A 24170-nucleotide genomic window follows, 5' to 3' on the forward strand; every position below is an offset into this window, starting at 1 on the left:
GCTCGCTTTGTTGCGATCAAGTCACTGACTACCGTCCCAGCCAGGCATCGTCGAACTGCACCTTCGTACCGTTGTTGGCCGAGAAGCCGACGGCGCCGGAGGCGAATGTGCTGTCCGTTGCGGTCAGGACGTTGTTGCCGTTCAGACTGACCGTGAACGTGTCGCCTCTTGCGTCGACGCTCAGCGAATACCATTTCTCCGTATTCACGGTCTGGCTGGTCGTCGCGAGCGTCGTCCATGTGCCGCCCGAACGCTTCAGCAGCGACAGCGTCCCCGTCGTGCCGTTGGTCACGATGCCGAGCTTGTACATATTGTTCGTATCGGTGACTCGGAACAGCATGCCGGCATCATACGTCGTGCCGCTCTTGAACTTCAGCATCGCCTTGTACGTATAGTTCGTCCAGGACGTGCTGCCGGCGGTCGAGTAGTTCTCCGCACCCGATGCCGCGGTCACGTTGTACACGCCGTTCGTGCCGTTCGTGTACTTCGTATCGTCGTTCAGCACCGCCCATGTCCCCCCGGTCGTCGTCCACTGCCACGGGAAGTCGAAGCTGGTCCGCGTCGGCCAGTAAGTGAAGGCAATCGCGCCCTCGCCCACCCAATCCGTCGCCGTGCTCCAGCTGCTGAAGTCGGAGGTGTAGTTGACGGTGGAGCCGAGCGTGACCTTCGCGTCGTCGACCAGCACGTACTCCTGGGAAGACGAACCGTAGTTAACCTCCGTTTTGACGCCGACCATGCCGCTGGTGTAAGAAGAATCGGTCGCCGTAATGTAGAGCGTCCCGTTCAGATAGCATTGAATCGTCGTACCCGTCACGACGATCTTGACGGCATACTGCGTATTCGCCGCGAGCGCGACCGTACTCGTCCCGAGCAGCGTCGATTGATCCTTGTACAGCTTCAGGTCCTGCGTGCCGTCGTTGTTCACGTTTTTGTTGAGCGGATCGAGCATCAGCGAATAGCCTTGCCGCGTGGCCGGATTCGTGCGGAACATGACGCGGACCGGCGTGCCGACGACCGAATTGACTTTAATCTCGTAGGTCATATCGCCCGAGTAATTTTGTTTCTTCATATATATAGGCAGATCGCTGACCCACGGCGATTCGTACGGAACGATCTTCATCTGTCCGTTCTTCACCGTCCAGTGCATGGAGCCCGCATTGGTGTCCTCGTCTTCCGCGGCGGACGCGTAGCTGAAGTCGTTCAGATTGACGTTTTTGGGCATCGGCGCTGCGGCGGGAATATAGGAGAAGCGGTCGACGCCGATCGCTGCCGTCTTGGCGACGATCTTAATCGTATGATAGTCGTTGGTCAAGCCGGACTTGCTGTAGATGACCTGGCCGGAGCTGGCCGTGGCGCTGTTCGTGCTCACATTGGAGGCGTCCAGCACACCATCGATATAGACATCGGCGGTGCCGCCGGTCGGTCCCTTGCGGTCGAGCCACGAGATGGCGGTTCCGTAAAATTTGTAGGTGGCGGTAGCGCCTACGGCAGACGTCGTCTTGTAGGTCGAATTGTAATCGCCGGACGCGCCTGCATTGGTCCACGTGCCGGTGTAGCTGATGCGGCTGTCCGGATCGTCCGTACGCGTCCACAGGCTGGCGTCGCTTGCCGTCTTGTTCAGAATGAGACGGACGGGACCGTTGTGGTTGACGGTAATCGTGTCCGTCAGCGTCGTCGCATTCCAGCTCTCTGTATAGTTATAGTGGCCGTCATAGCCGGAGATCGTAATGACCGGCTTGCTCGTCGCCGTGACGGTGAACACCGTCGAGCGAAGCGTCGTATCGTACGGATGCGGCACATAACTGTACTTGGCATAATAATCCGTGAACTCCAGCATTCGTTTGCCTGCGGGCACGTAAATATCCTGCTGGTGATCGGAGCGATAGTTGTTCAGCTGAATATCGAGCATCGTGCCCAGATCGTCGACCGTCGCATACGTATGCGGCGTGATCGTCGTGAAGTTCAGCTGGCTGAAGCTCGTCCCGCCCGTCAGCGGCAAGGTGGCCGTCTCGTTCGTGTTGGCCGTATAGTGGTTGTTGTAGACGAGCCAGTTGTTGCCGTTTTTCTGGGCGAAGGCGGTGCCGGTATAGACGGACGGATACTTGCTGTTGAAATAGGTGACTCTTGCGGCCTGAGTCGCATAGCTCGCATTGTACGTCGTCAGATTAATGACGTTCGGAAACTGGGCGAGTACGGTGCTCGGCGCGAACTTCGGAATTTGCGGAATCATCCCGTAGCGTCCCGACGTGCGCAGCCAGTACCACAAGCCCGAATTCGAATTCGTATCCGGCGCCATCTCGTACAGCCCCTGGAACAGCGAAGTCTGATTGACGACGCCGCCCCACGTGCGCGAATCCGACAGCTCGAGCATCGTGCCCGCGGAGGCGTCGAACGCCACGGCGGTCTTTGCGACGACGTCCGCCTTCGAAGGGATCGGATGAGACAAAATATAGCGGAACGCCGGCAAAATGGACTCGTAAAACAGCGGCGTATACAAGTTGTCGACCGCCGGGATGTCCAGCTGGTTTTCAAGCTGATAGACGGTCGCTCCGTTCATGTAGCTGTCCAGCATATGCATGCTGTACAGCGTCTCGGGCACGGCCCTTGTCGTGCGGTCTCCGCCGCCGTTGGCCGACTGGCCGAATATGTTCGTTGCCGGGAACGGATAGCTGTCGTAGTACGTCCCCCAGTTGCCCGCGGTGCCCGCCAGCCAGTAGCCCATCGCCTCGGAGTTGACGTAGTCGTAATTTTTGTGAACCATCTTGAACGTCGGAATGAAGTTTGCGCTGTATTGCGCAATCGAATTGTAGTAGGACTGTGTCTTCATCGCGTTGGCGAATACGTTGTTGTCCTCCATCGAGCCGTGCACGTGATAGCCGCCGTACGTGTTGGCCAGCGCGAGCAGGTTCGGAATGGCGGCATTGACGCTCGTCAGCTCCGACACGTCCGTCCCGATCATGTTCGGATAGTTCTGGTACAGACTTTCCAGCCAGGTCAAGCCATCGGAGCCGCTGGTCGGATTTTCGCCGTACAGCACCATCATCGGGATGTTCATGTCCTTGCCTTCCGCCAGATTGTCTTCGATCCACTTGCGGGACGTCGCCACGCTGGGCTTGCTGTTCCAGGCGGCGAAGTGGCCCGGATGCAGGACGAACACGACGTAAGGCTTGATGTCGTCTGGAAGCGCGGCCCAAGCTTGCTTGATGTCCCACTGCCTGTTGTTCTCGCGCCGGAAGTCCGGATCGCCCGAGTAGTTCGTGCCGACGAGCAACTGCATCATGAGCATCGGATGCGTGCTGTCGATCACTCTGCGGATCGCGCCCGCAGCATGCGCCTTTTGCGGATGTGCGGTCAGGACGCCCGTCGAGACCGCCGTCCATGCGAGCAATGCGAAGACGATGCCTGCGAGCGATACGCGTTTTAGCCTTCGGATTCTAATCAAATCATTCGCCTCCATGAGTTTGAATTTAACGCTTTAAAGCGATCGGGGCCAACCTTTCAAGTCCTCCTTTCTTCCTTTGAAAACATGGGTGATTTTAGTAATTGAAGCGCTTGCAACAATGATTGTAGGATGAGTCCGCCGCAGCGTAAATGTACAAACCGGCATACATGCGGTATACATTTTTAACTGTAAAAAAAGCAGACCGCGCGCTCCTCAAGGAGACCGGTCTGCCGGAAATGAAGCCCTATTATTTGGTACCCTGTGCCTGGACGAAGAGACGGTAGAGCATCGCCGCCGCTTCCGCTCGGGTCATGTCGCTCTTCGGCCTGAACAGGCCGCCGGCTCCGTTGACGATGCCCGCTTCGTGCAGGGCCGAGACTGCGCCGGACGCATATCCGGCGATGCTGCCGGCATCTTTGAACGCTTCCGCACCCGCGCGGTTCAGCCTCGCGTTCGCCGCCTGGGCCGCTTGATAGGCCATCAGAGCCGCATCCTGCCTGTTGATGCTGTCGCTTGCGCCGAAGCTGCCGTCCGGCCTGCCCGATACGATCCCGAGCTTCTGGCCGCTCGCGACCGCGTTATAATACCAGGCGCCCGCATCGACGTCGCTGAAGTCCGCGGACGCCGATTCATTCGTCAGCTCCAGCGACCGGAGCAGCATCTGAAGGAACTCTGCCCGCGTCACCTTGCCCAGCGGATTGAATTGTCCATTGCCCGTGCCGTCGATCGCCCCGCGAGCTGCGAGCGCTTCGATGCCGCTTCGCGCCCAAGGCGTCCGGTCGATATCGCCGAAGGATGCATCGGCGTACGCGATCGCAAAAGGGCTGAAGTGCTTCGGCTTGAAGACAAGCTTGCCCGCAACCGTATCATAATAGCTGTTCGGTACGACTTCCAGCTCGCCGTTCGCGCCGATGGAATAGGCGACTACTTTGCCCGGATCTTCGCCTTGCTTCAGGGAGTAGCTCACTTCGACCTGAATATCCGTCTTGCCGTCGAACTGTTCGAGCTTGCCGCCATCGTTCTGGAGCGTGAAGTCGTATACTGGATGATCGCCCAGACGCGACCGCGCCGCTTCAGGTAGCGTCGACGGATCCTTCTTTGCTACGGTCAGCTGGATATTGCCGCTGCTGGAGCTTGACGCCAGCACGATTCGGTCGAGCTTGACCTTGACGACGGCCAGGCCCGTATCGATCGCAAGCATCTCGATGCCTTGCTTCTTGGCTGCCAGGATCGCGGAGACCGGCAACGAGAGACCGACTTCTGTCGTTCCGGCAGAAGGCTGAACGACGATCTCCACCGCCTTGCCTGCCGCCTTGGACACTGCCGTATTCAACACATCGGCGCCGACATTGACCGTCGCGCGTCCGCCGGCGTCCGCCGTCGCCTTGACCGAGATCTTGCCGGCTTCCACTGCAGGGCCGTTGTTCGAATGATTGCTATAGCTGCCGCTGCCCAGATTGTCGGTGCCCGGATTGTCGGTGCCCGGATTGTCGGTGCCGTTGTCGCCGCCGCCGTTATCGCCGCCGCCGTTGTCGCCGCTCGATACGGTTATCGCCGCGATTTGGCTAGTTCCGGAGGCCTCTCTCGGCCCGGTCGTCATGTTGTTCTCCGTATTCGTGACGACGCAGTAATAGTAAACCGTGCCCGCCGTTTCTGTCGGTACGAGCAGCGTCGAGCTCGTCGCATCCTGAATCGATGTGCCGCCATTCGCGCTGTTGGCGTCGTTGCGGTACCATTGGTAGCTCAGCTGGCCGGTCGCCGTTGCCGTCACAAACAGCTTGACGGTATCGCCTGGCGCGACCGTGCCGCTCTTCGGCTGAGCGCCGAAGACGGGCGTGAACGCATCGTTGTAGACGCCGATCTCTGCGAGCTGAAGACGATATTGATTAAAATCTTTGGTATTGATCTTTAGCTTGGTCGCTTCGAGCTTGACATACCTGGCCGTCAACTGATCGAAGTTCAGCGTCTGGGCGACTTTGCCCGGATTGGCAAAGCCCGTCTGCGTCGATACAGTCGTCCATTGCGCATTGTCCGTGGACAACTTGATCGTAAAGTCGATCGGGAAGCCCTCTCCCTCGTTGCCCGCATCCGAACGCGGGAACAACGTCACCGCCGAGACGGCCGTCGCCGCTCCGAGATCAACCGTTATCGATTCGGTGTGGTTTTGCGTCGTCAGATTCATGCTGCTTGAATGGCCCATGGAAGTGCCTTTAATCGACTCGTAAATGCCGTCGGTCACTTTCTGGTTGCCCCAGCGATCGACATCGCTGTCCACGATGCTGGAGGCGTATACGAGCTTGCCCAACGCCAGGTTGGCGCTTTTGCCGATCACATTCAGCTTGATGACCGTATCGTAAGGATCCCAGGCGTCGGATTCGCCCAGCGTCAGCGTCACGCCGTCCGCCGTCTGCCTGAGCGCAACTTCATGGCCGCTCGGCAGCAGTGTGGCAGTTCCGAACTGCTTGCCGTCCTTCGGCGCAGGCAATTGCAGCGTTTTTGTCGAAGGCGCTTTAAGCACATGAATATACTCATATGCATCGTCGGTGGAACGGGTCGCCACGCCCCACGTTATCCCTTCGATTGTCGACTTCGCCGGCGTCGGGTATGAGGTGCTCGAGTACGTATTTTTAATCGATTCGGCGATCGGTTCGATATAGTCGCCGATCTTTGCCATCGTCGACACGACATCCTTCTCGAAGCCGCCGCCGGGATACGGTCCTGCTGCCCATTGGATGCCGAGTCCGTCTGTATTTGTACCCGCCTGGAGTACGGTGAACCGGAACATGCTCTCGGGCGTCCAGGTGACGACCGTCTTGTTCTCCGCCTGCTCCGCCCACCAGTTGCCGGCGAACGTCGGGCCGATCGTACGGTTAAACGAGGTCCACTTCGTACCGTCCGTGTTTTTGCCGAACGGATCCCAGAAGAAAAATTCCTGATCGCCGATGTCTGTGTTGTAGGCGTTTCCATAGTAATTGTTTTGAATCATCAATACGTTCGGATTGACATCCTTGATCGTCTTGCGAAGCCTGTCATAGTCGATATAATTGGTGTTGTCGCCGCCTTCGTCCAGATAAATGCCGTCGATCCGGCTGCCGTAACGGTCCATCATCTCGCCGTAGATATCGTTAATAAAGTCGTTCCACTTCGTTTTGTCGAAGGCGCCGTTGACCTTCCAGCCGGACAAGGCCTGATCCTCCGTGTTGAAATCGTGCCCGTCGCGCGGATGCGTGTATAACAGCACATGAATGCCTTTGGACCTGACGGCCGTGATCATATCGCCCAGCATGTCGCGCTTGGTCGTATGACCGTTCGGGAGCCAGCTCTTCATCGCATCGCTCGGCCACAGCGTCACCATCCTGAAATGCCAGGCCGTAAAGATGACATACTCGACCTTCATCTCGGCCAGATCGTCGGCGAACCGGTTCGCGTCGAAGTTGTCCGCGAGCGTATCGGGGTCCATCACGATCGCACCGCTCTTGTCCACCGTCAGCTCGGGAACGTAGTGGACGAACAGTCCGTACTTCATCGCCCGCGTCCGGTCGATCGTCTGACCTGTCGTATCGCCCGGCGTCAGCACCTGGATGCCGACGATCTCGCTGGTCGCGGTTGCCGTCTTGTTGAGCGGCATCGAATTGTCCGTATTTGTCACCATCGCGTAATAATAGCGCGTGCCTGCAGCGTCGGTCGGCACCTGCAGCGTCGCTGCCGTAGCGCCGGCTACAGCAACGGCGCCTTCCGTGCTGTCCTGATCGTTGCTGTACCACTGATAGCTAAGGTCGCCCGTCGCCGTCGCCTGCACGCTCAGTGCCGCATGACCGTTCAGATACACCGTACGGCTGACCGGCTGCGTGACCGTGCGGACGACCGGCGGCAAAGCGCCCCGGGTCACCGTCACAGCCGCGATGGCGCTCGTCGTCTCGGCAATCTTGTTGTTCGTCATGTTGTTGTCCGTATTCGTGACGACGGCATAATAATAGGTCGTTCCTTCTTGCGTCGTCGGCGCGGCATACGAAGTGCCCGTGGCGCCGTCGATCGCCAGCCCTCCGTTCGTGCCGGCTGTCGTATTGCTGTACCACTGATAGGTCAGCGAACCGCTCCCCGTCGCATTGACCGACAGCTGTACGCTCGCATCCGGCAGGACGATCTTGCCTTGCGGCTGCTCAGTGATCGTCGGGGCAGGCGCATCAGCGATGCTGTAGACGCCGATCTCGGCGAATTGCAGTCTCCATTCCTTCCATTGGTTGGTCAGGTTCTGCCTCAGGCTGGTCGCGTCAACTTTTACATACGTCGCGGATGCAGGCGGAAAATAATACGTCTGCGGATTCGCGCCGGGATTCGTCTGTCCCGTGCGCGTCACGACCGTCGTCCAGTTGACGTCGTCCGTCGACACTTGAATCGTAAAGTCGACGGGGAAGCCCTCTCCCTTCGCGCCGCTGTCGTCCCTCGGCCACAGCGTGACCGAATTAACGACGGAAGAGGCGCCCAGATTAATTTTCACCCATTCATTATGGTTGTTGTTCAGATCGTTGCTGCTCGTGTATCCCATCGACCCCGGAACGGAGCCTGTATTGCCGTCCACGACCTTGGCGCCGCTCCAGTCCGAATTAAGCAACGAACTGGAAGCGGTTACAGTTTTGCCGAGCGCAAGATTGGTTGGCACAGATTCAGCATAGGCCTTCCTTGTCGTCGATACTTGGCATACGCTCGTAAAGAGCATTGCGAGAGCGATTGCAATTAACACCGCCTTCGATCGGTACATCATTGCCACGTTTCTGCCTCCCCCTTATTATAGTCGGGCTTGCCCTCTGTCGAATGGGGCATCCTTCGAGTATATTCTAGCAATCGAAACTACCCGCACACAGGTTTGTAATCTACGAATAACTCCGCTAGTCTACACTCGCGCTGCCGATCCTTGCATAACCGCCGCATACAAAAGGGATGAAGCCGGAAACGCCGCTTCATCCCTGCCGCTATTCGATTAAGGCTGAACGACGATGTCCGCGAACTGCATGCGGTATTGATTGAAGTCGTTCGGATTCTGGCGCAGGCTCGTGCCGTTGATCCGGACGTACCTGGCGTTCTGGGTCGTGAACGTGAAGGTCTGGGCCGTGCCGGCGGGCAGCGCGTACCCCGTCTGCGTGACGACCGACGTCCAGGTCGAATTGTTGGCGGACACGTCGACGGTGAAGTTGACCGGGAAGCCGTAGCCGGCATTGCTGCCGTCGGTGCGCGGATACAGCACGACCTTCGATACGGACTGGGCGAATCCGAGATCGACCGTGATCCATTCCGTATGGTTCGAGGTCAGGCTGTTCGCGCTGGACCAGCCCATCAGTCCCGGCAGAGAGGTCCTCACGCCGTCGACCGCGCCCGACTTGCTCCAGTCGCCGCTGGCCACGTCGCTGCTGGCCGTCACCGTCTTGTTCAGCGCCAGATTCGGCGTTCCCGTCGTATATACTTTGATTTTATCCAGCTGCATGTAAGTGCCGGTCTTCTTCACGGCTTTGATCGTATGGCTGCCGGATGCGAGACCGTATATGCCGTACAGCACCTGCTGGGGCTTGTAGCCGGTCGAATCGAGCGCGCTGACGGTCGTCTTGAGCACATTGTCGATATAAATATCGACATCGCCGTAGTTGAAGTCCTTGGAGCTTATATATTCGACGCCCGTGCCGGTGAACGTATATTGAAAGTAGTTGCCGTTCGTCGTCGTCGCATGCAGATCGTTGGCATAATCGCCGACGTTGCGGCCCGAGCTGTACGTCCATGTGCCGTTATATACGATGCCGGACGCCGTATCGTTGACGCTGCTGAAGCCGTCGTAGCCGCTGACGGTCAGCTTGATGACCGTATCGAGGCTGTCCCACGAATCGGATGCGCCAAGCGTCAGCGTCACGCCGCTCGCCGTCTGCGACAGCGTGACGGCATGGCCGTTTTTCAAGATCGTCGCGGCGCTGAATTTCTTGCCGTCGTCCGGAGGCGGCAGCGTCAACGTCTTTGTGCCCGGCGGATTCAGCACGTGAATATACTCGTACGCGTCGTTCGTCGACTTGGTCGCGACGATGCCGTTCGCCAGTCCGCTCAGCGTCGTGCCGCTGCCCCGGGTGTAGGAGGTGCTCGGGAAGACGTTTTTGAGCGACTCGCCCACGGCGTTCACGTATCCGCCGAGCGTCACGAGTCCGGTCCTGACGCCGTCCTCCCACAGGGCGCCGAAGCCGGCGTACGTTCCCGCATCCCAGAGCATGCCGCCGCCGTTCCGATTCACGCCCGCTTCGAGCACGGTGAAGCGGAACATGTTTTCCGGCGTATAGCGCAGCACGTTCGTTCCCTGGGGCACGGAGGCCCACCATGCCCATTTCGGAGCCACGTTCTGCGTCGTGACGACGGTCGCCGTCATGTTGTTGGTCGCCGGCCAGGTGCTGTTGTCTACCGGCTGATTGTAGTATTCTCTGGCCGCGTAGTCGATCGCGCCGCCGCCGACCGAGATCGAGGCGTCGCCGGTGCCGCCGCTTCCTACGATGATGCGCGAGGGGTTGCCGGCCAGCATGCTCGTGCGCAGCCGCGCCTTGTCGATCATGTTCTGATAGTAGCTCTCGTACATCATGTCGACGAAGTAGCCGTCGATGGCGGTGCCATACCGGTTGCCCAGCTCCGTCACGATATCGTTGACGAAGTTGTTCCACTTGAGATATCCGTTCGTCGAATCGTTCCACCCGGTCGCCGTCTGGTCGGCCGCCGTGAAGTCGTGTCCGTCCGTGACATGAATGTACAGCATGAGCTTGATGCCGTAGGGCTGCAGCGCATTGATCAGATCCTGGATCACGTCGTGGCTCGACGAATGGCCGGGACGCCACGTGTTCATCTTGGCGCTCGGATACAGCACGTTCATCGCATAATGCCAGGCCGTAAACGCGACATAGTCGACGCCCATGGCGTTCGCATCGGCCGCGAATTGCGTCGCGTTGAAGTTGTTGCCGAGCTCGTTCACGTCCAGCGGGACAGTTCCGTTCGGGTAGATCGTCTGCGTGAAGCTCGGAGAGCCGTAGGTGAAATGATTAAACAGACCGAAATGACTTTTCAGATACCAGTTGTTCGGGTCCGGCGCGGCATGGGACTTCGCGACACGCAGGTTCATTCCGGCGACGCACAGCACAAGCGCGAGAAACACATAGAGCAGAGCTTTGCCGGTTTTTGCAGCTGACATCATTCTCACGTCCTTTTCGATTTTTGTAAGCGATTTCACAAATAAGATAGCACCTCCTCTGTCGCGCTTACATCCGGTCCGGCTACGATTTATTCCGATTCCCTACACCCTGCGCCTTGGCGTTGACCCGAAGGGAAGCGACCGTTGACGCTGCCCGACCCGCCAGCCCGTCTATGATCCGAAAGTAACGTCCGTCAACGTCGGTTCGACTTGCCGCACCGCAAGCCCGCCAGCTTTCCGCCGCCCGCCGTCGTGCGACGGATTCATGCGAACTTCCGAAGCAGGCCGCAAAAAAACAACCCCCCCTGCGGGCCGCAGCCCCAAGGTCGGGTTGTTCAACTTCCAAAGCCGTCGCGCACGGCGCTTCCGGGCGTCAGCCCTTTACGGCGCCGCCCGTCAAGCCTTGCACGAAATACTTTTGCACGAACAGGAAGAAGATAATGAGCGGAATAAGCACGAGGCAGATCGCCGCCGACAACGGCCCCCAGTCCGTCGAGAACTGCGACTTGAACGCGATGACCCCCATCGGAATCGTCTTCAGCGAAGACGTAGACAACGAGACCGAACCCCACAGCAGCTCGCCCCAGAAACTGACGAAGTTGAAGATCGCGCAGGTGGCGACGGCGGGCAGCATGAGGGGCAGCGTGACCGAATAAAAGGTGCGCGCTTCCGTGCAGCCGTCCACGCGCGCAGCCTCGATCAGCTCGGACGGAATCGTGCGGAAAAAGCTGCGGAAAATATAGATCGTCATCGGCAGCCCCCAGCCGATATACGGAATAATCAACGTATAGTGCTTGCCGATCATATGCATCTTGCTCATCATGATATACAGCGGCATGATGACCGACTCCGAGGGAAGCATCGTCGTCGACAGGATGATGAACATGATCAATTCAGCGAACGGGATGCGGAGCCGGGCCAGCGCGTAGCCGGCCATCGCCCCGAGCACAACGATAAAAAAAGACGGAGGAGACGACGACGATCGTGCTGACAAGGAAATAATCCTTGATGTGGGCGTCGATCCAGGCCTTTGGAAAGTTGTCCCAGGCAATGCTGTGCGGCAGTCCCCATATGTTGACGAAAAACTCCTGCGTGGACTTCAGCGAAGTCAGCAAGACGAACAATATCGGGTACAGCGTCAAAAGAATGCCGATCAGGACGGCGGCGCGGCTGCCCCAACGGTGTCTGGTGCCGTCGGCAAGTTGTTCAGTATTCATAGGATTCCCCTCGCAGAAGCCGGCTTGTCAGGCTGATGATGAGCATAACCGCCAGGGTCAGCAAAAATCCCATGGCTGCCGAATATCCGAATTCATTAAACGTAAACGCCGAGTCGATCATTTGCAGCGGTATCGTCTTGGACAGGTTGGCTGGACCGCCCTCCGTCATGACGAACACCAGATCGTAGGTTTTGAAGGACATGACGAGCGTAAAGACGACCGACAACTGCAGGATCGGCTTGACGAGCGGAAGCACGATCGAGAAAAACTGCCGCGCATAGCCTGCGCCTTCGAGCCGGGCCGATTCGAACAGCGACTGCGGGATGTTCTGCATCGCGGCGAAGATCAGCATCATGGTCAGGCCGGACATGCGCCATACGCCGACGACGACGATCGCCCAGAGCACGGTGTCGGGGTTCTCCAGCCATGCGTCGGCAAGCGCGCCCGCGCCGATCAAACGCAGGAACTGGTTGACGAGACCCATCTCGGGATTGTACATGAACGTGAACAGCAGGCCGATGATGGCCACGGGCAGCATGACCGGCATAAACAGAACGAGCCGATAAAACGAGCCTTCCTTGCGCCCCAGTCGGAACACGAAGGCCGCCAGCGCCAGTCCGACGATCACCGAGAGAAGCGTAATCATGACGGCGAGAAAGATAGAGTGATACAGGCTGTGCAGCACATCGGGGTCCTTAAGCGATTCCGTATAGTTGCGGAGTCCGATCCACTTCCGATCCTTGAAGCCGTCCCACTGCTGGAAGGAGAGCAGCAAGTTCCATACCGTCGGGATAAAAATGGAAAAAGAAATAAAAGCAAGCGCGGGAAGCAGAAAGGCGATGCCCGTCCAGCTAACCGCAGACCGTCCTCTGATTCGGGCGTCAGGGGAAGAGTTCATCATGCAGGCCTCCTGTCGCTTGGCGACTGATTGGATAAAGGAATGGGAATGAACGTGGGTTCACTCCCATTCCGTCGATGACGCTTGTCGCCTATTGCTGAATCGTTTGCTGGCGAAGCTTTTCGAGCTTGCCGAGCACGTCGGACTCGCTGCTGCCGAGCACATAGCTCGAGATCAGTTCTTTGTCGAAGAAGTCGGAAATTTTCGGCCCCAGATTGTAAAATTCCTTCGCTTGCACGTCCGCGCTCAGCTGCATGATCGATTGAACGACCGGATCGCTGACTTGAACGTTCACGTTGGCGGCGGCATAGCCTTCATCCGCATGAATTTTTTGCACGTCGGCGCTCAGATACGATTTGAGCAGTTCGACCGAAGCGTCCTTGTCCTTGGCATTGGCCGGGATGAACAGGCCGTCGGCGCCGCCGAGAACGGCATTTTTGTCGCCCATCGAAGGCCACGAAGCGACCGCTACGTTCAGGCCTTGGGCGCCCGAGATGATGCCGCGCGCGTCAGCCGACACTTCGGCGAGCATCGCGACTTTGCCTTGATAGAACGCCGCCTTGGCTTCATCGCGGGAGATCGTGAGCGCGCCCTTGCCCGGATACCAGTATTGCTTGTCGTACAGATCCTTGATATTTTTGAGCACGGTCGAGAAGATCGCGTCCGTCGCCGGCACTTCGCCGGCGGCCAGCGCGTCCTGCTTGCCTTCGGAGACGCCCAGGCTCATGACGCCGTTGCGCGCGAGCCAGTTTTGCAGGTCTTTGCCGATCGCGAACGGATAGACGCCCGCTTTGTCCTTGATCGCTTTAGACGCTTCGAGGAACTTGTCCCAGGTCCACTCCGTCGGCACTTCGACGCCGGCCTTGTCGAAGATATCTTTGTTCACGTACACGACCGAGAAGTTGGAGCCGAGCGGAACGGCGTAGTATTTGCCGTCGTACTTGCCCAGATCGAGGAGCGTCTGATTAAAGGCGTTTTTCCACTCGCCGCCGTTCGCCTCCAGATAAGGCGTCAGGTCGAGCGCTTGCTGCGCCGTAACGAACGTTTTCATGTTTTGCGGCCAAAATTCATAGACGTCGGCCGGGGAGCCGGAAGCGATGCCCGTCTTGACGACTTTCTCGAGGTTGGCCCAATCGACCTGGATGCTGTCGATCTCGTACTTATCCTTCAGTTGATCCTGCATGGCGGCAACCATTTTCTCGCCGGACGTGTATTCGACGATTTTGCCGTAGAAGGTCATCTTTTTCTTGGCCGCTGCCTGGGAAGGCGCGGCGCTGGCGGAAGAAGCCGCCGGCTCGGTGCCGGATGGGCTGGCGCCGGACGGGCTGCTGGACGCATTGTTATTGTTGTTGCCGCTGCCGCAGCCTGCGGCGGTCAGCGCAAGCGCTGTAAGCGCAGTCAGAACGACTCCTGCTTTTTTTGATGTTGCGCATGTTTCGATGTCCTCCCTTTTGGTCTGTGCGTTGTATTCGATTTTCAGTATAGAGGACAGGAAAGCGCATTCACAGATCGCCGTTCTACGATAAGTTCCGCGATTCTACGATCCGGCGCGTCGGTATTCCGAAGGCGAGCAGCCGGCGCTGCGTTTAAAAACGTGACAAAAATGCTTGTAATTGGGAAACCCGACCTGATCGGTAATCTCGTAGGCGAGCATGTTCGTCGTCTTCAGCAGCCGCTTGGCTTCGGCGATCCGAACCTCGTTCACGTATTCGCGGAACGCCGTCCCCGTCTCTTTCTTGAATAGATGGCTGAAATAATTCGGCGTAATGCCGATCCATTCCGCCATCGATTCTACCGTCAGCTCCTCCCGGTAGCGGCTGCGCACCGCCTCGATCGCCTTGCGGACAGACACCGAATGACGCAGTCCGTTGCGCTCGCCCAGTTCGCCCAGCACGGCGTCGTAGAGTCGCAGCAGCTTGTCGGCATAATCGTCGAGCGTCTCCAGCCGATCGAATTCGGACAGGTCCGTCGCAGTCGAACCCGTACTCCCGTAGCGTTCGGAAAAGCGGATGCCCATCTCCTCGAGCGTCCGCACGAGCAAACGCACGGCATCCGACGCCCATGCCGCCGCATGGCTCGGCGTGAGACCGACAAGTCGCTTCAGGCGAACCCGCTCGTCCTCGAGCAGCTTCGCCGCCGACAGCTTGTCCGCCTGGCAGATCGCCTCCTTCAGCTCCCGATCGCGGCTGAGCGCGGCCGAGACTAGCGACAGCCCGCGCACCTCGCCCGACAGCGCGCTGGAATAGACGGTCTTGGCGCCTTTGCCCGTCGTGATCTTGAGCGAGCAGGCGGTCTCCGCTTCGCGCGCCAGCCGACCCAGATCCGCCGCCTTGCCCTGCGTGCTGATGCCGGCCGAGATCGTCGCCGGCCCGCGCCCCCGAACATGCCCGTCGAGTCGCTCAAGCCAGCTTAGCCACTGCGCGTCGGTGGGCGCGCCGGACGAGGCATGGCTTCTGCACAGCAGCGTATACTTGCCGGGACTCGTCTCGCCGACGAGCAGCTCGGCCGTGTCGAGCGGAGGGGCGGTCAGCAGCGATGCGGGAAAAAGCTCGGCCGGCGGCAGGTCCGGCTGAAACCTGTCCAGATCGATGCGCAGCACGCGGTAATAGCCCTTCTCCGGATCGGCGATGAGCGGCTTCAGCGCGAGATAAGATGCCTCCGGACCTGCCTGCGGCTGAGCTTGCTGCACCGTCTGCGCCCAGCGAGCGAACAGAAGCCTGCGTTTGTCCTCCGACTCCCGGCGTTCCTTGAGCAGCGACTCGCGCGCCGACGAAGCGAAGGACAGCAGATTTCGGATCTTGGCCGGCTTCAGTTCATAATCCGCGACGCCGAGCTGCATCGCCCGCTTCGCATAGTCGAAGTCGGCGTGGCCGCTCAGGATCAGGATGCGCACGTCCCGCGTCCGCTCCAGAATCTTCCGGCTCAGCTCGATCCCGTCGAGCCCCGGCATCCGGACGTCCGTGATGACGACCGCCGGCGAATGCCGCTTGAACAGCTCCCAGGCTTCCATGCCGTTGCCCGCGCTCAGCACCTTGTCGAAACCGACGGAAGACCAATCGACGCCTTCCGTCAGACCGGTGCGAATGTGCACCTCGTCGTCCACGATGAGCAGTTCCATATCAGCGTTCCTCCTTCGTAGTCTCTCGCGCGGGAATACGGACGACGACGACCGTTCCCCGGCCTGGCGCGCTGTCGAATTCAAGACCGTATTCTTCTCCGTAGCGCAGCTTGATCCGCTCGTGTATGTTCAGCAGCGCGAACGCTTCGCGTCCTGTCGTATCTCCGGCCAGCATGGCGCGGATCGGCAGCGCATCGGTTCCTTTTCCGTTATCCCGAACGGTGATCGCGATCTCGCCGTTCGCATACGCCGCACGAACCTCGATTCGTCCCCCGCGCGGCTCGTCCTCAAGGCCGTGCACGATCGCATTCTCGACGAGCGGCTGCAGCACGAGCTTCGGAATCTCCGCGTCGAGGGCGGACGGGTCGACCTCGATCAGGCAGGACAGCCTGTCGGAAAAACGGGTTTGCTGGATAAGCAAATAATTGCGAAGGTGGTCGATCTCCTCCCTGAGCGTCGTCGCTTCCTTCCCCTGATTAAGCGAATGCCGGAACAGATCCGACAGCGCCTCGATTTGCTCGCCGACCTCATAGTCCTTGTTTTTCACCGCCATCCAGCGTATCGAATCGAGCGTATTGTAAAGAAAATGCGGATTGATCTGCGCCTGCATCGCCTTCAGCTCCGCCTCCTTCTCCCGCAACTGCCCCTTGTACACACGCTCGATGAGATCCTGAATCTGCTGAACCATGCCCGTGAAAATAAAGGCGACGCGCCCGATCTCGTCCCCGGTCCGGATATCGAGCCCAATGTGGAACGAGCCGTTCTTGACCTTGCTCATCTCCCTGTGCAGCTGCTTAAGCGGCCGGATGACGCTTCGGTTCTGCAGCAGCGCGAACAAAATGCCGAATACGAGACAGACGGTCATGCAGACGAGGATAAACCGGTTGACGATGCCGATCTGCGGGCTGAGCTCCCGATTCGGAATGACCTCGACGACCTTCCATCCGGTCGTCCCGAGCGTGTAAAATAGCGCGGTGCTCGCCTTGCCCGCGTCCTTGAGCGTCGCATAGCCCTCCTCCGCATCCAGCCAGGCCGGCCGGCCGCCGAACCGCTTGTCGATCGCGCCGGACACGAGCAGCCCCTGGTCCGGCGAAGACAGTACACGCCCGTCCCGCCCGAGGATGAAGATCGCTCCCCCCCTTCCACGAATGGACGCCCGCGTACGTGCGGGCAAGCGTCGACTCCTGAATGCTGATGCGCTCGATCGCCAGCTGCTTCGGCGAATCCAGATCGTTGATCGCCCGCACGAGCGAGACGACGGGCGTGTCCCCGCCTCCCTTGACCAGATGAGGGAGCGAATAGAGCGGCGTCCACAGCACTTTGCCCTTCAACGACTTCGCTTCCCGCTCGAAGCGCGTGTCCTCGCTGGACACCGGCGTACCGTATTGGAACAATACCTCCTCCCCTCTGCTGATCGAGATGGAGTGGATGAACGGCCTGCTGTCGAGCAGCGATTGAAACGACAAATAAAGCTCCGCCTTGCGCTTTTCCACGTCAAGGTAAGCTTTGCGCTCGTAGTATTTAATCAGCTCCTGCATCGGGTCGTCCGACAAGATCGTCAGCGACAAATAGTCGGTCTCCCGGACGATATTGTCGAGTCCGAAGCGCGTCTGCTTCAGCACCTGCAGCAGATTCTCTTTGGTTTTAGCCGTCAGCGCGTCGGCGGCCGTGGCGTTAATCACGATCGCCGCCGCGCAGAGCGGCAGGAAAATAAACAAGAACATCAGGCCGGCGAACTTCTGACCGAGCGTCAAATTGTAGAGCTTGCTTCGGTTCATGTCGATTCGATCGCTCCCGGTATAGGTTGGCGCTCCGCTCGCCGGCCGCTAAGACGCCAAGCCGAAGTGAAAGCGGGCCCGGTTGTTATAGCGTCACATGCTTCATCTGCAGCAGCTGCCCGACTTTCTCGAACAAGGACGCGTTGTGTCCGACCGACAGCGCGCAGTGATGCGTAGGCGCCTCGGCGAACCACTTCGTCATGTAAGCGTCGGGATGCTCGCGAAAGCGCACAGGCGTCTGCGTATTGCCGATCCGCATGATCGGCCCGTCGGTCGACTCGCCCTCGCTGCTGATCAGCTTCAGCCGGCCGTCGCCGGTCTGCGTGACGTTCAGCGTCGTGACGGGACCCGATGCGACCTTCGCTTCGACCGAGACGCCGGTTCCCTGCTTGCCATGGTACAGTCCCATCCCCCGAAGAATCGGCTTGCCTTCGGCGATCGCGATATGGAACGGCCCGTCATGGCCGAGCAGGATGGTGCCGTCCACATAATCCGTGACGACGATCTCCGAGAAGCTGCCGCCGGTGCCCAGAATATCGCATATCTTCATCGCTACTGCGGTCTTCAGGTCCCCTTCGCCGGAGCAAGGGATGCCGCGTGCCGTCAGCAGCGAATGGCCGACGATGAACCCGCCCTGCAGCTTCTCGTAAGCCCCGCCCGGCGCGCCGTGATAGTAGTAGGAGAGCGCGTCGAGATCGTACTCGCGCACGAGCTTCTCCTGCGCCGCCGCGACGCGGCAGGACCATTCGAGCTGCTCCGTCGTCGGCTGCCGCGCGATCGGATCAGAAGGGGAGTCCCCGCTCAGCTCGAACATGTCCCGCACTTCCGCAAGCTTGCGCTTCACTTCTTCGCCGGTCACCGACTGGAGGAGCCGGTCGAGATCGCACATCTCCAGCACTTCGACATGCAGGCCGGTCTGCGCCTGGATCATCGTGAAGTCGCTGTACATGTCCAGCATCCCGCTGTACGTGTTGCCCAGAAATCCGAAACGGCTATGTCGGAGCGTGCGCGGCACGGCGGCGGCCAGCGCCCAGGACCGAATCTCCCGCCAGGCGCGGATCGCTTCTTCGCGCTCGTGCGTGATCTCGTTCGTCAGCGATGCGGCCGGCGTCTCGCTCAGGCCCAGCAAGCCGTTCACGACGCGGAACGAAATGCCCGCCCGGTTGAACGCGTTGGCGAATTCGGGCACCGGACAGGCCCCGCAATGCGCCAGCCACTCGCCGGTCGTCGTCGCGGCGTAGTTGATCCGCTCGGTCGGCTGCAGATTGAGGAAGACGACTGGCGCCTTGTTGATCTGATGCACGGGCAGGACGGTGGAGCTGGTCGAGTAGGTGGCGGCATGGCAGAAGACGAGATCGACGTCCTGCCGGTTCAGCCATTCGCCGGCGCGTCGGCCAGCGCCCTCCGTATCGACGAGGCCGAAGTTGAACACCTCCGCCCAGTCGGACAGTTTGTCCGCGATGAAGCGGCCATAGGCTTCCAGACGCTCGCGCAATCCCGGGAATTGCTCCCAGTAAGCCTGCAAACCGACAGAATAAAGACCGATGCGCGCCTTTCGGTGCGGCTTGATAGCGGACAGAATAGACAAGACTATCCCTCATTTCTTGGTATAATAACAGCTTTATAAACCGATTGTAAACGTTTATAATGTCGTTATCATCGAAGAAAGTTGACTAAAAATCGCAGTTTCTTGCGGATAGGAGACCTTTATGCCGGCTTCTTATGTCAACGTCTCTCCCGACTGGACCGCGGACTCCGTCCGGCTGATCGCCACGCCCTCCGAATTCGCGCAGGCCGCGCTTTACTTTGTTCAAGAGGTCGGACATTTTTACGCGAGCGCGCCTTACTTTACCGAACGCGAGGGCATCGACTCCTACCTGATCGTCTACACGGTAGCCGGATCGGGCAGGCTCGCTTATCGGGATAAATCTTATAAATTGACGCCTGGTCAAGTGTTTTTTATCGACTGCAAGACCTATCAGCATTATGCCGCCTGCGAGGACGGTCCCTGGGAGCTGCTGTGGGTGCATTTGAACGGCAGCCACGCCCGCCATTATTATGAAGCCTTCACCGGATTTTCGCCGTCTCCCGTCCTCGCGCTCGGCGACGGCTCCGCCATGCCCGGTCGAATCCGAAGTCTGATCGACCTGCATCGCTTCCACTTCGCACACACCGAGCTCCTGTGCTCCAATCTGCTGACCGACGCCTTGACGGAGCTCGTGACCGCCGCTTCGGGGAGCGGGCAGTCGTCCGGAGACATCCCTTCGTACGTCAGGCAGGCCGTGCGGGCCATCGATACGAGGTACTGGGAGAGACTGACGCTCGATGCGCTGGCTTCGGAGCTGGCGGTCAGCCGCTTTAATCTGTCGCGGACGTTCAAGCGGTACATCGGACTTGCGCCCGTCGAATATCTCATTCAGGTGCGGATGAACCATGCGAAGGAATATTTGAAATACGCGGAGCTGCCGGTCGCGGACATCGCGGAGCGCATCGGCATCGATCATGTCAGCCACTTCATCAACCTGTTCCGGGACCGCACGGGGTTGACCCCGCTCGCCTATCGCAAGCAGTGGAAGAGCCGGTAATGGCGCGGCGCGTATGTACCTTTCAAAGCCCCGACACCTCAAGACGCGCTTGCGGCAGCAGAACCGCACAACATATGTGCGGTTCTATCGCAGATCCGTTTGAGATCGCCCTGCCGAATGAGGCGGTTATTCGCAGGCGGCTCAGTAACCGATCTCCAGACGAACCGGCCCGAGCAAGCCGGACGTCCGTTCGCCGCCGTAGCGGGTCGGTATGGTCGCATAGTGATTGGCGAGCGTGTTGTATACGCGCACCTCAATCTCATTGACGCCGTGCTTAAGCAACCGCCCGATATCGGCCTCCCAAGGCGGCGCGAGCAGCGTGCAGACGGGCTGCCCGTTGACGAGCACCTCCGCCGAGGCCGTGACGTCGCCCAGCTGCAGCAGGACGCGGCGCGGCTCCTTCTCCGGCGTCCAGTCCAGCTCCCGCCGATAGACGGCGCCGCCCGAATAGCAGGCGAGTCCGTCGATCCGGGACCAGTCGCCGGCCAGCATGCGGCCTTCCGTACAGCGCAACTTGACCGGCTCCGGCAGTCCGGCGCCCAAATAGGCGGCTTGTTCGTGCTGGAGGCGGATCGCCACGGCGGACACGCCTCGCGCCGGTCCGCCGACAACGACGCGGTAAACCTGTGCGCCTTCCGCGCCCGAGGCGATTGCCGTCACCTCGCAGCGCTCGCCCTGCACCCACACTTCCGGCCGGCCGTGCGCCGTCAGCTCAAGCTCCGCCAGACCCGGAGGCGCCGTGAACCGGTACCAGCCGGCCCGCTCCCGACGCTCCGGATAGGCATCATAGGACAGCACGCCCGGTTGGTCGTACCAAGACATCGCGAGCGGAATCGCAGCAGCTCCCGGCGTCGCCGGGGCGTCGACCGCCTCGAAGACGACATAGCCGCGTCCGGGGCCGTCGTAGCGCAGCAGCAACGGGCAGCTGCCCGACGGCACCACGATCGTCCGATGCTGCGACGGATCGACCGCCCGTCCGTTGATCCACATCCGGGTTGGAATCTCGCCTCCGATGCGCACATGCGCCTCCTGCTCGCGATCCGAGCGAAGCGTCGTCCACATATAGTAGACGTCGCCCTCAGGCTCGGCTTCATAGCGGGAGCCGGTGAGCGTCAGCACCTGGCTGCCGAGCGCGATGAACGAGTCGGTCACCTTACCCTTCAAGCCGTGATAGCCCTGATGCCCCGGATCGTGCGCAAGTCCGAATCTCGTCGAGTACGTGTACGGCGTCCAGCGAGCGACGCCCCGACCCTCAGCTCCCGCTTCGGGCGATGCCGCCATCGCCGCCCAATCGCGCTCCTGCGCTTCAGAGACGGAGCCGGCCGGGACCGGACCGAGCTTCCAGAAGCGCGGCCCGAAGCCGGCACGCGTGTACGGCCATTCTGCATCGTCCAGCCCAGGCGCATGCCACTGTGCGGAATCGTCTGTCTCCCAAGCGAATTTAAAATATCTCGCTTCCGCGCCGATCAACGTTTCCTCCCCCGGCAGCCTGAAGTCGCCGAACCGGTTATCCATCGTCGGGCGCAGCTCGAACGACCATTCTCCGTCCTGCGCGAGCGAACGAGTAAGCGCCGTGCCCTCGACGTCTGCGTCCCCCGCGGCGTTCAACGTATCCGCCACTTCAGCCCCTTCGGCTATTTCAAATAATTCAGTCGCTTCGGCAGCTTCCGAAAACACGATTAACTGAAGCTGCCGCCGGTCCAGCGGCAGCCGGATATACGCGCCCTCCGCCGTCACCCGCTCTGCCGCAAGCGGCGCGCTTGTGCCATCCCACGGATTCCACAGCGACACGGCCCCCCGGCTGCGGAAAAAGCAAACCGCCCCTCGCGGCGCGCGGTAGACGGCATAAATGTCGCGCTTGCCGATCCTGCGATGCTGAACGTAAGGATAGTCATTCTTGTCTGCCCCGTCTGCCATGTACGCACCATCGGCGTCTTCAGCCGCACCGGCTTGTTCGCGGCAGGAGACGTCGTACTTGAAGTCGCGCGGGAACGACTCGCCAAGCGCGTCTATCGCCTCCTCGACCGACGCGGCCGTCACCGCCAGGCCGCCCGCCGCGCCGCGCTGCACGCTGACGCCTTCTACAGCCCTCGCTTCTGCCGCCGTGCGTCCGAACAGCTCGCGGACAGCTTCGTCGAGCACAGGGTCCGACGAGCCGGCGCGGTCGCTCGCCTCGGGCAGCGCGCCCAGCGCGATGACGATCCCGCCAGCCCGGTAGAAGGCCAGCGCCTGCTGCAACGTCGAATAACGAAGCGTTCGCATGGCAGGCACAATCAATACCCGGTACGTCTCCCCCGCGACCGCCAGCTTGCCTTGCGCCGTCTCCGCCCGCTCGATCGATTGAAAATCGATAAAATCGAAGTCGATTCCCTGCGCATACAGACGCTCGCCCGCTTCGAACGCAGTCGAGACGGCTATCTCGCCGTCGGGTCCGGCTTCGACGCTCGCCACCGGGTAGACGATCGCCGCGTCGCAGACGTGAACGCCCTGACTCAGCAAGTAGCTGAGGCGCTCCGTGCAAGCCATCAGCGACTTCATCTGCGTCCAGTAGGGCATGCGGAAATGATTGCACGGCGGCGCCCACTCCCACCATCCGCCGTGTGTCGAATAATACAGGCCGTGCAGCGTGAGCAGGTTGTGGCCCGTGACAAAATTGCGGAAGATCGCATCGGTCAAATTCGCCGTGTTCGTGCCCCAGCCGCTGCCGTAAAAGCCTTCAAGCCAGGTGCGCGGACGCTCGTACAGATGGGCGATCGAGCTGGCGACTTTATTTTTCATCAGATCGCATTCGAAGTTCGGCTGGTCGCAGCCGGGTCCCTGATTCCACCGCTGCGTGCGGAAGTAATCGCCGAATTCGGTCGTATCCTTGCCGCGGCCGCCGTGATCGCAGCCGTATATAAGTCCCCGCTCTTGATGCCATTCGAACACAGGACGGAAATAATGGTCCTCGGACAGCTGAACCATGACGTCTCCGTAATCAAGCCTGATCTTCTCCGTCCGGGGGCCGATGTCCGTGAACAAGCCGGCCAGCTCGGGAATCGGGTCGTAGCCCTTGTCCCGCTTGAACGTCTCCCGCAGCGCATCGCTCCACAGATGCCCCTTCAGTCCGAAGTCCAGCTCGTCGGAGAAGAAGAAGCCGAGCCTGGCGTTCGGTACGCCGGCCAATCGATCCTCGAAGCGTTGAAAAAAATGCTCGATCACAAGCGCGCCGCTCAGCGGATGCATCGGATCGATGGAAAGGGGCTTCGCTTCGGCATAGACGGCGACCAGCCGCCAGCTCCCCTCGGGCTGCTGCCAGCGAAGCACGGATTGCTCGACAAAGGAGGTAACGTCCAGTACGAGCGGCAGTTTTCCCTCCGTCTCGCTCCCGCGAATCGCGGTCACGCTCAGCGTGCCGGCCGGAAGCGCCCATTCGGTCCGTCCCGCTTCCCCGGGCCACTCCGCGTGCGCCAGCACGGCACCGTTCAGCTCGGGATGCGCCGCCAGAATCTCGTCGGCATACCAGCCCTGTCCCGGCGTGCAGATCGTGTAGTCGCTCAGGCTGACCGATATGCCCAGCTCCCCCGCCTTGCCGGCGAACCAGGCGAACAGCTCCCACCACGCTTCGGAAAAGAGAGGCGGCTCGCTTCGATAGGTCAGGCCGAACGACTGTCCGCCCTCGTCGCTGTGCGCGTAGTTGATCTGCAGCGCCGTCACACGATGATCCTTCAACTGATTCAGCTGCCATTCCAGCCGTTCCTTGTCCAGCCGGTCGCCGAGCCACCAGTAGAAAGCGACCTCGCCATAGCCTTCGGGCGGCGAGACGAACCCGGGATAAACGTCGAGGTCCGGTTCTCTGCTGGGATATCCCGCCGGCTTGGACGGTCTGTGGGATACAGCGGCCGTCACCTGTCCGGCCGTCGGCTTCGCTTCGTTATGCATTTCCGTG

14 protein-coding genes are annotated in these 24170 nt (G+C 60.2%); 2 read left to right on the plus strand and 12 right to left on the minus strand.

Annotated features, from left to right (window positions below; all coding sequences use genetic code 11):
* Positions 1-28: 28 nt before the first annotated feature.
* From OMP38_RS12200 to OMP38_RS12230, 7 genes are all read right to left on the minus strand, one after another.
* Positions 29-3442, minus strand: coding sequence for a glycosyl hydrolase family 98 C-terminal domain-containing protein (locus OMP38_RS12200; protein WP_277565424.1), 3414 nt, complete (start codon positions 3440-3442; stop codon positions 29-31).
* A gap of 247 nt (positions 3443-3689) precedes the next feature.
* The gene (locus tag OMP38_RS12205; RefSeq protein ID WP_277565425.1) at positions 3690-8102 is read right to left on the minus strand and encodes an S-layer homology domain-containing protein; all 4413 of its coding nucleotides are present in this window, start codon (positions 8100-8102) and stop codon (positions 3690-3692) included.
* Between the two features lie 318 nt (positions 8103-8420).
* Positions 8421-10685, minus strand: coding sequence for a discoidin domain-containing protein (locus OMP38_RS12210; protein WP_277565426.1), 2265 nt, complete (start codon positions 10683-10685; stop codon positions 8421-8423).
* A 334-nt stretch (positions 10686-11019) separates the two neighbouring features.
* A complete protein-coding gene (locus OMP38_RS12215; protein ID WP_277565427.1) occupies positions 11020-11583 on the minus strand; it encodes a carbohydrate ABC transporter permease in 564 nt (187 codons plus the stop codon).
* The gene (locus tag OMP38_RS12220) at positions 11540-11863 is read right to left on the minus strand and encodes an ABC transporter permease family protein (protein ID WP_277565428.1); all 324 of its coding nucleotides are present in this window, start codon (positions 11861-11863) and stop codon (positions 11540-11542) included. The genes OMP38_RS12215 and OMP38_RS12220 overlap by 44 nt, the downstream gene beginning before the upstream one ends.
* On the minus strand, positions 11853-12764 hold the full coding sequence (locus OMP38_RS12225; RefSeq protein ID WP_277565429.1) for a carbohydrate ABC transporter permease: 912 nt from the start codon (positions 12762-12764) through the stop codon (positions 11853-11855). The genes OMP38_RS12220 and OMP38_RS12225 overlap by 11 nt, the downstream gene beginning before the upstream one ends.
* 88 nt (positions 12765-12852) lie before the next feature.
* Entirely contained in the window at positions 12853-14001 is a 1149-nt protein-coding gene (locus OMP38_RS12230; RefSeq protein ID WP_277565430.1) for an ABC transporter substrate-binding protein, read from the minus strand.
* Positions 14002-14008: 7 nt separating this feature from the next.
* On the opposite strand from OMP38_RS12230, the gene OMP38_RS12235 reads away from it, so the two are divergent.
* Positions 14009-14287, plus strand: coding sequence for a hypothetical protein (locus OMP38_RS12235; RefSeq protein WP_277565431.1), 279 nt, complete (start codon positions 14009-14011; stop codon positions 14285-14287).
* An 11-nt stretch (positions 14288-14298) separates the two neighbouring features.
* Here the strand turns inward: OMP38_RS12235 and OMP38_RS12240 are convergent, their stop codons facing one another.
* From OMP38_RS12240 to OMP38_RS12255, 4 genes are all read right to left on the minus strand, one after another.
* Positions 14299-15879, minus strand: coding sequence for a response regulator transcription factor (locus OMP38_RS12240; RefSeq protein WP_277565432.1), 1581 nt, complete (start codon positions 15877-15879; stop codon positions 14299-14301).
* Between the two features lies 1 nt (position 15880).
* Entirely contained in the window at positions 15881-16744 is an 864-nt protein-coding gene (locus OMP38_RS12245) for a sensor histidine kinase (RefSeq protein WP_338130565.1), read from the minus strand.
* Positions 16674-17657, minus strand: a complete 984-nt coding sequence (locus tag OMP38_RS12250; protein ID WP_277565433.1) for a cache domain-containing protein — start codon at positions 17655-17657, stop codon at positions 16674-16676. The genes OMP38_RS12245 and OMP38_RS12250 overlap by 71 nt, the downstream gene beginning before the upstream one ends.
* An 85-nt stretch (positions 17658-17742) precedes the next feature.
* Complete coding sequence (locus OMP38_RS12255) at positions 17743-19245, minus strand: L-fucose/L-arabinose isomerase family protein (protein ID WP_277565434.1); 1503 nt, start codon at positions 19243-19245, stop codon at positions 17743-17745.
* 121 nt (positions 19246-19366) lie between these two features.
* Between OMP38_RS12255 and OMP38_RS12260 the strand changes: the two genes are divergently transcribed.
* On the plus strand, positions 19367-20242 hold the full coding sequence (locus OMP38_RS12260; RefSeq protein WP_277565435.1) for a helix-turn-helix transcriptional regulator: 876 nt from the start codon (positions 19367-19369) through the stop codon (positions 20240-20242).
* Between the two features lie 141 nt (positions 20243-20383).
* Here OMP38_RS12260 and OMP38_RS12265 read toward each other — a convergent pair whose 3' ends face one another.
* Positions 20384-24163 carry a glycosyl hydrolase gene (locus tag OMP38_RS12265; protein ID WP_277565436.1) on the minus strand — a complete coding sequence of 1260 codons (3780 nt, stop codon included), beginning with the start codon at positions 24161-24163 and terminating at the stop codon, positions 20384-20386.
* Between the last annotated feature and the right edge of the window lie 7 nt (positions 24164-24170).

This window comes from Cohnella ginsengisoli (genome assembly GCF_029525555.1).
GTDB classification, from domain to species: Bacteria; Bacillota; Bacilli; order Paenibacillales; family Paenibacillaceae; genus Cohnella; species Cohnella ginsengisoli.

What these genes read in the sequence shown, in the direction of transcription:
- OMP38_RS12215 (WP_277565427.1), bottom strand. Translation starts at nt 11,583, where the DNA reads ATGGCCGGCTACGCGCTGGCCCGGCTCCGCATCCCGTTCGCTGAATTG.
- OMP38_RS12220 (WP_277565428.1), bottom strand. Translation starts at nt 11,863, where the DNA reads ATGAATACTGAACAACTTGCCGACGGCACCAGACACCGTTGGGGCAGC.
- OMP38_RS12225 (WP_277565429.1), bottom strand. Translation starts at nt 12,764, where the DNA reads ATGATGAACTCTTCCCCTGACGCCCGAATCAGAGGACGGTCTGCGGTT.
- OMP38_RS12230 (WP_277565430.1), bottom strand. Translation starts at nt 14,001, where the DNA reads ATGACCTTCTACGGCAAAATCGTCGAATACACGTCCGGCGAGAAAATG.
- OMP38_RS12240 (WP_277565432.1), bottom strand. Translation starts at nt 15,879, where the DNA reads ATGGAACTGCTCATCGTGGACGACGAGGTGCACATTCGCACCGGTCTG.
- OMP38_RS12245 (WP_338130565.1), bottom strand. Translation starts at nt 16,744, where the DNA reads ATGACCGTCTGTCTCGTATTCGGCATTTTGTTCGCGCTGCTGCAGAAC.
- OMP38_RS12250 (WP_277565433.1), bottom strand. Translation starts at nt 17,657, where the DNA reads ATGAACCGAAGCAAGCTCTACAATTTGACGCTCGGTCAGAAGTTCGCC.
- OMP38_RS12260 (WP_277565435.1), top strand. Translation starts at nt 19,367, where the DNA reads ATGCCGGCTTCTTATGTCAACGTCTCTCCCGACTGGACCGCGGACTCC.
- OMP38_RS12265 (WP_277565436.1), bottom strand. Translation starts at nt 24,163, where the DNA reads ATGCATAACGAAGCGAAGCCGACGGCCGGACAGGTGACGGCCGCTGTA.